The sequence below is a fragment of the Maridesulfovibrio frigidus DSM 17176 genome (assembly GCF_000711735.1).
GTDB lineage: Bacteria > Desulfobacterota > Desulfovibrionia > Desulfovibrionales > Desulfovibrionaceae > Maridesulfovibrio > Maridesulfovibrio frigidus.
This window is the reverse complement of record NZ_JONL01000003.1, coordinates 110728-124004: the sequence shown is the minus strand read 5'-3', so window position 1 is coordinate 124004 and position 13277 is coordinate 110728. Positions and strand designations below refer to the sequence as shown.

General features: G+C 44.5%; 13 protein-coding genes. 7 read left to right on the top strand and 6 right to left on the bottom strand.

Translation table 11 applies throughout. The features are described 5' to 3' along the window. Positions 1-21 precede the first annotated feature (21 nt). The 3 genes from BR06_RS0107855 to BR06_RS0107845 form a co-directional block, all read right to left on the bottom strand. Positions 22-1038: a sigma-54 interaction domain-containing protein gene (locus BR06_RS0107855; protein ID WP_031481920.1), complete on the bottom strand. Its 1017-nt coding sequence runs from the start codon at positions 1036-1038 to the stop codon at positions 22-24. 163 nt (positions 1039-1201) lie between these two features. Next, a complete protein-coding gene (locus BR06_RS0107850; RefSeq protein ID WP_031481919.1) occupies positions 1202-2611 on the bottom strand; it encodes a sugar porter family MFS transporter in 1410 nt (469 codons plus the stop codon). A 179-nt stretch (positions 2612-2790) separates the two neighbouring features. Then, positions 2791-4194, bottom strand: coding sequence for an NAD(P)/FAD-dependent oxidoreductase (locus tag BR06_RS0107845; RefSeq protein WP_031481918.1), 1404 nt, complete (start codon positions 4192-4194; stop codon positions 2791-2793). A 233-nt stretch (positions 4195-4427) separates the two neighbouring features. On the opposite strand from BR06_RS0107845, the gene BR06_RS0107840 reads away from it, so the two are divergent. The 3 genes from BR06_RS0107840 to BR06_RS0107830 all read left to right on the top strand — a co-directional run bounded on the left by BR06_RS0107840 (position 4428) and on the right by BR06_RS0107830 (position 6154). Beyond that, the gene (locus tag BR06_RS0107840; RefSeq protein WP_031481917.1) at positions 4428-4862 is read left to right on the top strand and encodes an RrF2 family transcriptional regulator; all 435 of its coding nucleotides are present in this window, start codon (positions 4428-4430) and stop codon (positions 4860-4862) included. 282 nt (positions 4863-5144) lie between these two features. Next, positions 5145-5579: a rhodanese-like domain-containing protein gene (locus BR06_RS0107835; RefSeq protein ID WP_031481916.1), complete on the top strand. Its 435-nt coding sequence runs from the start codon at positions 5145-5147 to the stop codon at positions 5577-5579. A 119-nt stretch (positions 5580-5698) separates the two neighbouring features. Continuing rightward, a complete protein-coding gene (locus BR06_RS0107830) occupies positions 5699-6154 on the top strand; it encodes a DUF1499 domain-containing protein (protein ID WP_031481915.1) in 456 nt (151 codons plus the stop codon). A 126-nt stretch (positions 6155-6280) separates the two neighbouring features. Here BR06_RS0107830 and folE2 read toward each other — a convergent pair whose 3' ends face one another. The 3 genes from folE2 to BR06_RS0107815 are packed head-to-tail and all read right to left on the bottom strand — an operon-like array spanning position 6281 to position 8204. After that, on the bottom strand, positions 6281-7048 hold the full coding sequence (gene folE2 / locus BR06_RS0107825; RefSeq protein WP_031481914.1) for a GTP cyclohydrolase FolE2: 768 nt from the start codon (positions 7046-7048) through the stop codon (positions 6281-6283). A 50-nt stretch (positions 7049-7098) separates the two neighbouring features. Then, complete coding sequence (nikR, locus tag BR06_RS0107820) at positions 7099-7518, bottom strand: nickel-responsive transcriptional regulator NikR (protein WP_031481913.1); 420 nt, start codon at positions 7516-7518, stop codon at positions 7099-7101. A gap of 14 nt (positions 7519-7532) precedes the next feature. Next, entirely contained in the window at positions 7533-8204 is a 672-nt protein-coding gene (locus tag BR06_RS0107815) for a class I SAM-dependent methyltransferase (protein WP_031481912.1), read from the bottom strand. 348 nt (positions 8205-8552) lie between these two features. Here BR06_RS0107815 and gcvH point away from each other — a divergent pair, with 348 nt between their 5' ends. The 4 genes from gcvH to BR06_RS0107795 all read left to right on the top strand — a co-directional run bounded on the left by gcvH (position 8553) and on the right by BR06_RS0107795 (position 13177). After that, positions 8553-8933: a glycine cleavage system protein GcvH gene (gene gcvH, locus BR06_RS0107810; RefSeq protein WP_031481911.1), complete on the top strand. Its 381-nt coding sequence runs from the start codon at positions 8553-8555 to the stop codon at positions 8931-8933. Positions 8934-9022: 89 nt separating this feature from the next. Then, positions 9023-10354: an aminomethyl-transferring glycine dehydrogenase subunit GcvPA gene (gene gcvPA / locus BR06_RS0107805; protein ID WP_031481910.1), complete on the top strand. Its 1332-nt coding sequence runs from the start codon at positions 9023-9025 to the stop codon at positions 10352-10354. Then, positions 10354-11796 carry an aminomethyl-transferring glycine dehydrogenase subunit GcvPB gene (gcvPB, locus tag BR06_RS0107800; protein WP_031481909.1) on the top strand — a complete coding sequence of 481 codons (1443 nt, stop codon included), beginning with the start codon at positions 10354-10356 and terminating at the stop codon, positions 11794-11796. Before gcvPA ends, gcvPB begins: the two co-directional genes overlap by 1 nt. Continuing rightward, positions 11786-13177 (top strand): dihydrolipoyl dehydrogenase family protein, encoded by a 1392-nt coding sequence (locus BR06_RS0107795; protein ID WP_031481908.1) that lies wholly within the window; start codon positions 11786-11788, stop codon positions 13175-13177. Before gcvPB ends, BR06_RS0107795 begins: the two co-directional genes overlap by 11 nt. The last annotated feature ends 100 nt before the right edge of the window (positions 13178-13277 follow it).

Sequence of the window (13277 nt, the reverse complement as noted above, 5' to 3'; positions counted from 1 at the left end):
GCAAATAAAAATTAAAAACTTTTAAACTTCCAGTTTTCTTTTTTTAATTTTCTCAATGAGCGTGGTCCGTTTAACTCCTAAAAGCTCAGCAGCCTTATTCTTTACGCCACCAGTTTTTTGCAAAGCTTCAATGAGTATTTTATCCTCAATTTGTTCAAGAAAATCCTTAAGACCTTCACTGCTATGCTCTTTCATATCATCTAAAGTAGGCCATGCAAAACCCATTGGTTGAACAAGGTCAGCCGCTTTCTTTTTGGGCTCCCTGCCAACATCTCTCAATATTTTTTCTGGCAGATCCTCAGGTGTCACCAAATCCTCATCACAAAGAATGGATAACCTTTCCATGAAATTTTCAAGCTCGCGAACATTGCCGGGCCATGAATATGAAACAAGCAAATCAGCGGTCTCACCGCCAAGTTGCATAGTACATCTATCTTTATCCACACAGAATTTAGACAAGAAATGCTTTGCTAAAACCAGCACATCCCCGCCTCTATCGCGTAGCGGAGGAAGGTGCATGGGAATTACATTTAAACGGTAAAAAAGATCCTCACGAAATCTTCCGGCAGCAACTTCAGCTTCAAGATCACGGTTGGTTGCAGCTACAATCCTGACATCAACCTTTTTTATCTGAGTCCCGCCAACCCGCTCAATTTCTTTTTCCTGCAATACGCGTAGAATCTTAACCTGTAGGCTAAGGTCCATTTCACCTATCTCATCAAGAAAAATAGTTCCGCCATCAGCAAGTTCAAAACGCCCAGGACGTGAGCGAATAGCATGCGTGAATGCACCCTTCTCATGACCAAATAATTCTGACTCCAGCAGTTCCCCGGGAATAGCTCCACAGTTGACAGGGACAAAGGGCTTTCCTTTACGCTTGCTGTTCTGGTGAAGCGCACGAACTATCAGTTCTTTACCAGTGCCAGACTCACCTGTAACCAGTACAGTACTATCGGTAGGTGCAACTTTTCCAAGGATTTTAAACACATCCTTGAGGGCGATACTATTGCCAATTATTCCGTCTAAATTAAGAGCCATCTAGTCTCCGAAAATTATTCTACACATACTGGCAAAAAGCCATTCCGCACTACCATGGCCTGACTGCCAAATGAACGCTAAAAGACTATTTAAACAAAAGCTTACATAATCACTGTCAATGAAATGACACAAAGTCAATATGGAAGTTAACTTTTATTGCCTGCTACTCCATATCCTCAAGCTCTTTCCCGCGTGTCTCGTTCACTACAAACATCACAAAGAAAAACGAAATTGCGGCAAAAAATGCATACATAGAGTAAGTTATGCCTAGTCCGGCCCATTTCACAAGTGAAGGAAATGAGGCTGAAACCATGAAGTTCGCTATCCACTGAGCGCCTGCCCCGAGAGCCAATGCCGAAGCTCTGACCCTGTTGTTGAACATTTCCCCGAGCAAAACCCAGACAACAGGCCCCCATGAGAATCCAAAACAAAAAACGTAAACATTAGCAGATATCAGCGCGGTCGTAGCCGCCCCTCCAGACAGAGCAGGATTTCCCATGGCATCGAGCGGAGCACTAGCAAAAAGAAACGCCAGCAAGCCGAGACTTACAAACATGCCAGCCGAACCGAGTAGGAGCAATGGCTTACGCCCTACACGATCAATAAAAGCAATCGCCACCAACGTTGTTACAATATTTACAACGCCCGTAACGACTGTAATCCAGAGTGAGTTTTCTTCTGTAAATCCAACACTGCGCCACAACATACTACCATAATAAAAGATCACGTTAATTCCGACAAACTGCTGTAAAACAGAAAGTCCCAGTCCAACCCATATAATAGGGGAAAGCCCGTAGCGCCCTTTTAAATCAGCAAATGAAGTCCCGCTCTCAACTTTAAGAGTCAATTTGATTTCTTCAATTTTTTCCAAAACGGATTCGCCTAGAACCCTTCTAAGCACCGACTCAGCTTCCCGTTCGCGCCCGGTTCCAATCAAATAGCGTGGAGATTCCGGTATCATCAGAGCAGCAAAACCATAGAGCAATGCAGGAGGAACTTCGGCCCAGAACATCCAGCGCCACGTTTCAGCTCCCATCCAAAGTTCCATGTCAGCGGAGCCTCCTGCAAATTTCACCAACATATAGTTGCTGAGCATTGCAACAAAAATCCCTGTAACAATAGCTAACTGCTGCAAGGACCCAAACCGCCCACGAAGCTCTGCTGGAGAAATTTCCGCAATATAGGCGGGGGTAATGGCACTAGCCAAACCGATTCCGACGCCGCCGACAAAACGCCATAAAATAAAATCCCAGATGGTTATCGGAAATCCCGACCCAATACCGCTTGCTGTAAAAAGAAGTGCGGCAAAAAGCATCGGCCTTACGCGCCCATAGCGCTCAGAAATTGCGCCGGACCCTAAAGCCCCGACCGCTGATCCGACAAGAGCAAGTGAAACCGACATCCCCACAAGAACAGGTCCAACATTAAAATGCTCTCCCAGAGCAACTACAGCCCCATTAATAACAGCCGTATCAAATCCAAAAAGAAATCCACCCAGTGCCGCTGCGGCGGAAATCAGTAAAACAAATATAACACTGGCAGACTGTTTTTCTTGCATGGGTCCATTAACCATATTCGGGCCTCTGAGTTTGAAATATTGTTGAATACTTAAAAATCAGTAGCATACCAGGTAATACGTGTCATCAAAAGAGAAGAGGACAGCTAGAAACCGTTAAAATAAAAATAAAATAAAAAAGGCCTCCGCATACAGTGTATGCGGAGGCCTAAGAGAGATTACTTCAGTAACTGATACTAACTGTTTCTGCGGGTTATTTCTTTAGCAGGAATAATCCCTGTAGCGGAAGCAGATACAATATTACCCGCAACCCCTGGACCGTCGCCAGCGACAAATAGACCTTCGAAAGCTGTTTCAAGCTGAGGACTTGTTTCTACCTGAGTTGAGAAAAATTTAATCTCAGGAGCATAAAGCAGTGTTTCTTCGTTAGCTACACCTGGAATAACTTCATTCAGTTTTTCCAGCCCTTCAATGAGGTTTCTGACAATACGCTCGGGTAGAGCCATTGCGATATCACCACATGTGACATTCTTCATGGTAGGCTCAATGAAACTATTGCGCACCCTGTTCCAAGTCGAACGACGCCCTCTTTTCAAATCGCCAAAACGCTGAAGGATAGGTTTACCGCCACCAATAATAGTAGCAAGCTTACCAATAGATTCGCCATACGCATGGTTATCTGTAACAGGCTCTTCGAGCACTACCTTTGAAAGAAATGCGAAGTTGGTGTTTTCAGATTTTTTACCCATATATGCATGACCATTGACGCAAACGAAATCCTGATAATTTTCCAGAGCAATAAAACCGCCCTGATTTGTACAGAATGTGCGAACCTGATCATCATAAGTATTAGTACGGATGAAAAATGTCGGATCGTAAATAACGTCACAAAGGTCACGCATAATATCTGCGGGAACTTCAACACGTACTCCAACTTCAATACCGCGCTGAGTGATAGCGAGATCATGTCTTTTAGCAAGTGATCCCATCCACTCAGACCCAACTCTTCCCGGAGCGAGAATTACATTTTTAGCGCGATATTCACCACGATTTGTAATAACCCCGGCAAGAGCACCGTCTTCAATCAAAATATCTTTAACATCTTCAGAAGTGTGGAAAGTAACTCCACACCCTTTCACATATTCAGCCATAGCCGCAATGTGATTCGGAAGGTTATCACTTCCCAGATGTTTTTGTTTAATCAAAAGTAAATCAATGCCGTTCTTTAGAGCATTTTTACGAATATCTTTAGCTGCTTCCATATCAGTCGGAAATACTTTCCCGTCCATATTGAAACGGTTAAAAATATCTTCAGTTTCGTTGATGAGATCTTTGGCTTTTTCAACAGACATGAACTGGGTTAAGTCTGTTTTCCCGAGTTTATGGATGTAGTTCAACTTTCCATCGGAAAACAAACCAGCCCCGCCAACACCGGAAAGAATATTACAGGGTTTGCATTTAATGCATTCCTGATCTCCGGTAATAGGACAGTTCCGTTTAAGCGGTTGTTTACCTTTTTCGATGACAAGAACATCGAGATCAGTATTTTCACCAAGGTAGTATGCAGCGAAAAGTCCTGCCGGACCGCCGCCTACGATAATTACATCAAACTCTTTCTTCCCGGTACTATTCGGGCTCATAATATTCTCCAATTAGGTCATTTTTTCAGCGCTGACTAATGCCGCGCGAACTTCCCAATATACGTTTCTATTCAACAAATCTCAAGGTTGCAATCTTTTTTTATATTTTCAAGAAATACTGCTTTCAGCGCGCTTGAAAACGATCTAGTATATTTTCAACTTAATTCAACTTTGGCACTTGACCGCACGGCGTTACTTTCCTAATGCTGACAAAAAAACACAAGGAACCCGCCATGAGACTAACCACAAGAAGCCGATACGGAACAAGAATGATGCTCGATATTGCCATGCACTGCGAAGGTGGCCCCGTTCGTATCAGCGATATTGCACAACGTCAGGGGTTATCCACAAAATATCTTGAGAAGCTAATACGGGAGCTCAAAAAGGCTGGATTCATTTCCAGTAAGCGCGGTCCCGGAGGCGGACACACCTTAGCCATGGCCCCGAGCGACATTTCAGTCGGAGCCATAGTCAGATCCCTTGAAGGCGATATTGGACTTGTGGAATGTTTAGATAATGACACACTCTGCCAGCGCATAGAAGACTGCCCGACCCGTGAAGTATGGATTAAAGCAAGCAAGGCTATGTACGTAGCTCTAGATGAAATAAGCATCGCTGACATGCTCAAAGAAGGATCTTTCTGCGTTAGAACGAACCCGTTCAAATAAACTCCCCGTTTTTCACATCACCTACAAAATGAGTGCATTATTATGCACTCTGCTTTGGCGTGACTAAGAGTTATGAACAATCTTTTCCACAGATTGTTCATAACTTTATATAATTTGATAAATTTCCCTGCTCGCATAAGAAGTTCTGCACTTCACGACCTTCACATTCATAGATGTTCCTGATCTATACTCTCCACATCTATCAATATTAAATATTGGACCTTTTCTCTCTGGAATTCTATAAGTGCGCATCAACTGCCTGTAATTTCAAAGGAGAATACTATGTTTGCGCCCAAAAAAGTTTTAAGTGTTTGTTCTGCTATTCTTATGATCCTCGTCTTGGCTAGCACTGCTTTTGCCATGAAAGATGAATATAATTACATGAACGCCGAGTCCCTACAAAAAGCATTGGACCAGAATGCTGCGATCAGTATCGTAGATATTCAGCTTGCAGAAGACTTCAAAGATCACCACATCAAAAACGCTATTGCCACTTACGCTTACCCTGTAAAATCAGGTGAAGACACTGCCAAGCTGAATGACACCATTTCCCAGCTCAAAAATAGCAACGAACCCGTAGTTGTAATCTGCCCACGTGGTAAAGGCGGCGCTGAACGTACCGTTAACTACCTGGCTTCCAATGGAATTCCATCTTACCGTTTGTTTGTTCTTACTAATGGTCAGGACGGTTGGCCTTATGCAGTTGAATCCAAATAATTTTTAAGTTTTATAAATTTTAAAAGGGTCGGCAGAATTTTCTGCCGACCCTTTTTTATTGATTTTAATCTAAACAACAAGACTTGCTTATTCCTTCATAATTCATCTAAAATCTCAAAATGACATATAAATTAATTATACTCTGCGGTTTAGTTTTGCTGGCGACACTTTTTATTTCAGCATGCTCAGCAAGTAAGCCTAAGAACCTAGGTATTAAAAATGGAAAATTTGCAACATGCCCGAAAAGCCCGAACTGCGTGTCCTCGCAGGCAATTGATGATGAGCATAAAGTTGCTCCCCTAAAAGCGCACGGCGACATAGAGATCGTAATGAAAACTCTTGCAGAAAGCATCGAGCAAATGAGCGGAGCAAAAGTTGTGCAGCGAGAAGGTCCATACCTTCACGCAGAATTCACCAGCAGCATAATGAAGTTTGTTGATGATCTGGAATGTTTTTATGAAGAGGATAAAAGCGAGATTCAAATTCGGTCAGCATCTAGGATCGGCTACTCAGACTTTTCAGCCAACAGAAACAGGATTAAAAAGATGCGAATTATTTTTGAAAAGATTCAATAATATTTTAATCTATCCCAAAAAGTCGCCGCCATAGCTTGACCAATTAAGGAAGCAACAGCGGCTGTGTGGCGGAGAGCAGTGGGGCAGTTGCCCCGCTTTCCCCTGTACATAGAATATAAGTACGATTTATTTTTTTTCAATACTTGCAAAGGCACAATGATTGTGAATTGATTCAAAACTTTCAACGTCTACTTTGTACCATGAAATTTTAGGCTGTTTTTCCAAACCGTTAGCGGCATTTCTTACTACATCTTCAACAAACGTAGGATTTGAAAAAGATTTCTCTGTTACGTACTTTTCATCTTCACGCTTAAGAAGAGAATAGACCTGCGACGATCCGGATGCCTCTGCAATCTCAATCAGATCCTCCAGCCAGACAAATCCCTTCGAGCGCGTCTTTATATGGACCACAGCTCGCTGGCTATGTGCTCCTTCATCACTGATAGCTTTTGAACAAGGGCAAACGGTCATCACAGGAACCTTAACTCCCAAGGTGAACTCCAACTGCCCGCCAACAAGCTCGCCTTCCACAGAGCAATCGTAGCTCATGAAACCCTTGCGCCCGCTCACAGGAGATGTTTTTTTCAAGCAAAATGGAAAGCACAATTTTGCATGTGCACTTCTAGCTTCGAGTCTTCTCAAAATATCATTCAACAGATTAAAGAAACTCTTATAATCCAATTCCTCGGTCCAATCTTCAAGAGCTTCGATAAACCGGCTCATATGTGTGCCCTTAAAGTGGGCCGGCAAATCTACAGAAAGAGCAACCTTGGCCATGGTATGCTGGCATTCAGCCGCCCTATCTCGCACAACAAGAGGGAGAGTTAGGTCACGCACACCGACCCTGTCTATGGACATAGCTACCTGAGATGGACTGTTTTGAACGTCTTCCATTTTACTCCAACGGCATCGCTGCGCTGATGCCTTATATATTCTAAAGCCCGTTATACGAGAGTTTCACCGGTTGTGGTAAGCCCGAGTTTGCCGTGCTTAACCCCTTTGGTGGAAATAAGTCTATGTGCCAATTCTTTAATTTCTTTCCCGTCACCTTTAAGAACAAGAACTTCCAGACAATTGTCATGATCGAGATGCACATGAAGAGTGGACATGATGAGATCATGACTGTCGTGCTGTAGTTCAGTCAGTCTCTGAGAGAGACCGCTTTGGTGATGATCATAAACAAGAGAAAGAGTTCCGGCCATTTCGCCATCAGTCTCATCCCATTCTTTTTCTACCAGCATATTACGGATCAGATCTCTGATGGCCTCAGAGCGGGTCTGATAACTTTTTTCATCACAAAGCTTATCGAATTTCTCCAACAGATCTGAATCCAGAGACACTCCGAAGCGTATAGTTTTGCCCATTTCAAACCTCCGTATTAATTCTTAAATATGCCCGGAACAACTTCGCGAATATTAACTGTCATTTCAGCGTTGCAACAGGCGGCCTTCTCGGTAAGCGGTAGAGATGTTTTCCACCCTAAACGATCTAACTTCTCCCATACAGGAGTAGAAATATCCCGGACAGGCTCTGCCATCCAAATAGTTCCTTCCGGCTTTAATACCTGCCGGAATAATCTCTCAAGAGGATCAAAAAATCTTTTTTCGTAAAGGACATCGCCGCCCCATATATAATCGAAAGATCCTTCAGAAAGTGAATGATCTCTCCAGTCCATCTGAAGCCAGAGAGGCTGCGTGGTCTCATTAAGTTCGGCATTGTTTCTGGCAAAATATAGCGGGGGAAATTCATAATCAAAAGCGACAACATCCGCGCCAAGAGAAGCCCCGATTACAGCAGTTAGTCCTAGTCCGCACCCAAGATCAAGGCACTTTTTACCCTTGATTAATTTCTGATTACGGTACAGCCATTCCCCAAGCAATACACTCGCAGGCCAAAGTTCTGCCCAGTATGGCAGACGCTCGTCATCACCGAAATCATCTTCGCCGATGGAATTCCATAGACTTTCCAGATCGGCACTACGCTCGATTTTCCACTCGCGTCCGGCAGTATTGACTACAATTATTTCTCTATCGCCTGAAACCCAATCCATTTAGGACTACTCCTGAAAAATATAGCTTACTTATTTCTTAGACATCCTATATATAAGGGACATCTCAAATTGTTTTGACAAATTGTTAGCAAAGCAAAGAACGAGCTAACTTCTTTTGCGTATGCTTTTCTTCGCCAAAACACAATAGTTAGTAACACGAATCACACAGATTATGTTTTTATTAAATATCATCTTTTTTAGTTATCTGGCAATTTCACAGTAAATTTTTCTTGTTTAACTCTATAAGTAAGGCTTTTATTTCTTAAGCAGGAATGCTATCAGGAAAACGTCTTCACCAGAGGACGCTTAAATAACTTAAAATCAAGTGCACCCAATAGAGGAGGCTTTATGATCCCTCAGGAACTTCTTTACGCCAAATCTCACGAATGGCTAAAAGTTGAAGGCGAAAACGGAACTATCGGAATCACCCATTTCGCTCAAGAACAGCTTGGCGATTTGACTTTCATCGAACTTCCTAGCGTAGGAGATGTTTTAGAAGCCGGCGACGAATTCGGTTCAATTGAATCAGTTAAAGCAGCCAGCGAAGTTTACGTTCCTGTTGCCTGTGAAGTAACCGAAATCAATGAATCCCTCGAAGACGCTCCTGAAAAAGTCAACGACGATCCTTACGAGGAAGGTTGGCTGATCAAAGTTAAAATCACTGGTTCCACCGACGATCTTCTGGACGCAGCCGCTTATCAGGCCGTAACAGAAGAAGACGCTCACTAATCTGGGTGCATCTGCAAATATAATATTCACCATCTTCCCCGCAATCCGTATCAGATTGCGGGGAAGTAATTTTTTCACAGGAGGACGAAATGCCTTACGTACCTCATTCCCCGGAAGAAATTCGGGAAATGCTTGAAGTTATCGGCGTAAACTCCGTGGACGATCTGTTCGCTGAAATTCCAACAGAACTCAGGCCCAAAAGCTTTGACCTTCCTAAAGGCAACAGCGAAATGGCCGTTCTTGAAAAAATGGAAAAAATAGCGTCCAGAAACACCACAAACCTGACCAGCTTTCTTGGAGCTGGATTTTACGACCACTTCATTCCCACCGCAGTCGACGCACTAATTTCCAGAAGCGAATTTTACACAGCCTATACACCATACCAGCCAGAAGCTTCCCAAGGAACTTTGCAGGCTATCTTCGAATACCAGACCGCAATGGCGAGACTCATGGACCTTCCATACGCCAATGCATCCGTTTACGACGGCGGAACAGCTCTGTACGAAGCAACCCTGATGGCAGTGCGCAAAACCAAGCGCCGCAAAATCATCGTAAGTGAAGCACTTAACCCAATCTATAGGGTCATGCTCGATTCTTACACAACTAATCTGAACCTTGAATTGATAACCGTACCGCACAATCACGGGCGTACAAACATCAAATCACTTACAGCTATCATCGACAAAGATACCGCCGCTGTAATTGTTCAGAACCCCAACTTTTTCGGTTCTGTTAACGACTTCACAGACCTATTCACAACAGTACACGAGCACAAAGCGGTCGCAATCATGTCCACCTACCCGGTCCTTCAGTCTGTACTGAAAACTCCGGGCCAAATGGGAGCGGACATTGCAGTAGCAGAAGGCCAGAGCGTTGGTCAGCCGTTATCTTTCGGTGGCCCATACCTCGGAATTATGGCTTGTTCTAAAGCCCTTGTTCGTCAAATGCCGGGCCGCATGGCAGGACGTACTGAAGACGGCGAAGGAAAGACCGGCTACGTGCTTACCCTCCAAGCCCGCGAACAGCACATCAGAAGACAGAAAGCTACCTCAAACATTTGCTCCAATCAGGCACTTTGTGCACTGCGCACGCTGATCCACCTTTGCCTCCTAGGCGACGAAGGAATGCGACGCACTGCCGGACTTTCAATAGAGCGCGCTCATTATGCAGCAGACAGACTTACCTCCATCGATGGAGTTGACCTATTTACTAAGGGACCATTCGGCAACGAATTTGCTGTTACCCTTCCCGTAAATGCGTTTGAAGTAATAGATAAGCTGACTGAACGCGGTATAATCCCGGGGTTCCCGCTTGGACGCTATTACGAGGGTATCGAAAACGGGCTGCTTATAGCTTGCACTGAGAAAACAACGGAAGAACAAATAGGCATATTTGCTGAAATCCTGCGGGGGGCATTATAATGAAAACCGTATTTAAGAAATCCGTTCCCGGTCGCGAAGGTGTTTGGCCTGAAAAGCCTAAATCAAAACTCGAAGATTTTATTCCGACAGATCTGCTACGTGAGACTTCAGGCATGCCTTCCTTATCTGAGCTTGATGTGGTTCGCCACTTTACGAAGTTGTCCATGAAGAACTTCGGGGTAGACTCAAATTTCTATCCTCTTGGTTCTTGCACCATGAAATACAACCCAAAGTTCACAGAACAGGTTGCCGCACTACCTGGTTTTGCAAGACTGCATCCTGTTATTTCTCAGCTTAAAGGCGCTGGACGCCATTGTCAGGGCGCACTCGAAGTTATCCACGAAAGCGAGAAAATGCTGAGTGAACTGACCGGAATGGCAGATTTCACTATGCACCCTATGGCTGGCGCTCATGGCGAACTAACAGGTGTAATGATCATTGCTGCCTATCATAAAGATAAGGGCAACAAGAAAAACAAAATTATATGTCCGGACTCTGCACATGGAACAAACCCCGCATCAGCCGCTATTGCCGGATATGACGTTGTTTCGGTTGAGTCCCACGACGGAATCATCACTCCTGAAGCTCTGGCGGAAGTGCTTGATGATGAAGTAGCAGCAGTCATGATGACCTGCCCTAACACCCTCGGACTATTCGAAAATCATCTCCCCGAAATAGTTAAAATGATTCATGAAAAAGACGCTCTACTTTACTATGACGGAGCAAACATGAACGCTATTATGGGTAAAATGCGTGTCGGTGATGCCGGATTTGATGTTGTGCATCTCAATTTACACAAGACTCTCGCTACTCCTCACGGCGGAGGCGGTCCCGGTTCCGGACCTGTCGGAGTTTGCGAAAAACTTATCCCCTACCTACCGATTTCACGCGTTAAAAAGCTGGAAGACGGACAGTATTACCTCGACTACGATGCACCGAAATCAATCGGTTACGTTGCACCGTTTTACGGCAACTTTGGCGTATACCTGAAAGCATATGCTTACATGCTGCGCCTTGGTCGCGAAGGCTTGATCAGAGCTACCGAAAACGCAGTTCTCAGCGCTAACTACATGCGTGTGAGACTCGAAAACGATTACGAAATTCCTTATAACCGCATCTGTATGCATGAGTTCGTAGCATCTGCTGTAAAGCAGGCTAAGAATGGCATTCGCGCTCTGGATGTGGCTAAAGCTCTGCTCGATAAAGGTCATCACGCTCCAACCATCTACTTCCCGCTTATTGTTAAGGAATGTATGATGTTTGAGCCAACAGAAACTGAAAGCAAAGAAACCTTGGACGGATTCATTGACGATATGATCGAAATAGCAATGCTATCCGACTCCGATCCTGACTTCATCAAAAATGCTCCGATAACACTTTCTGTCAGCAGGCTTGATGAAACCAAAGCAGCCCGTGACATGGTGATCACAGATGACCTCTAGTAATTTACCAACCGGAAACCGCGCCTACGACCTCGTTGTCGTAGGTGCAGGCCCCGGCGGCTTTGATGCTGCCACAGAAGCGGCTGCACTTGGCATAAAAGTAGCTCTGGTAGAAAAAGATTTACTTGGTGGAACCTGCCTGAATGTGGGCTGTATCCCCACCAAGTTATATCTCGGAGCAACTTCTCCTGTCGAAGACCTTGCAGCGCAGGTTAAGGCTAAAGTTGCAACTGGTGATATTCAGATAAATTTCGAAGCCCTTTGCACCAAGAAAGACCGCTTTGTAGCTGGCACCCGTAAAGCCATGATGCAAAAGCTGAAAGCTCTCGGAATTGATTTTTATCCAGCCACTGCCAAAATTATTGAAGCGGGAAAAGTTGAAGTTTCCCACCCAGAAGAAGAAGCTGTTTTAGAATATAAAAATCTTATTCTAGCTACTGGCTCCCATCCTACTGTTTTTCCGGGACTAGATCCTGACAACGAAACAGTTTTAGATAACGCAGGATTTCTTGCATTGACTGAAATGCCGGAATCACTCCTCGTTATCGGCGCAGGATTTATCGGCCTCGAAATGGCGCAGATTGCCCATAGAACAGGGACTAAGATCACCATCGTTGATGCTCTCGACCGCATCGCTGTTTATGAAGATCCCGAAGTATCCAAAACACTGCACTCAGTGTTCAAACGTCACAAATGGGATATTAAACTCGGCGTTAAAGTTAAGACCGTCACAGCTGAAAACGGCAAAGCAATTTTACGTACTGAAGACGGCATAGAAATTATCGCAGAGAAAGCCCTCATAGCCGTAGGAAGACGCCCCAATTCTAAAGACCTTGGTCTGGAGAATTGCGGAGCTACGACAGTAGACCCCGGTTTTGTGGAGATAAACGAAAATCTCGAAGCAGCCCCGAATGTCTACGCCATCGGCGACTTAAACGGGAAAATGCTGCTTGCTCACGCGGCCAGTCATCAGGCTGGTTATGTCGTCCGCAGAATTGCGGGCAAGGATACCGCTCCTTACACCCACGCGCCAATTCCTTCTATTCTTTATGGATCACCAGAAACAATGCGCGTGGGAAGAATGGTCTCTGACCTTGAAGGTGAGGGGGACGTAAAAGTTTCCTCATTCAAATTGGTAGCCAATCCTATTGCCCAGTCATACGCCTTAACACAGGGTTTCGTAAAAGTTGTCTGGCTGGATGATAAGGTAGCTGGAATAACTGCCGTTGGGCATCACGTTTCAGGATTCACCACCGCTGCGGCAATGATTGTGCAGGAAGCTTGGACAGAGGACGACCTGCATAATATCATTTTCCCGCACCCTTCCCTGGATGAAGCATTGCTTGGCGCTTTAAAAGCGGAGAGGCAATCTCCTAAATAATTCAACGTCAGCATTGCAGGTTACTGCGCCAAATGTTAACTTAGTTCCTGTATAACAATTTTGTTGTGCAGGATTTATTTTTTCTAAATCCAATATCCCA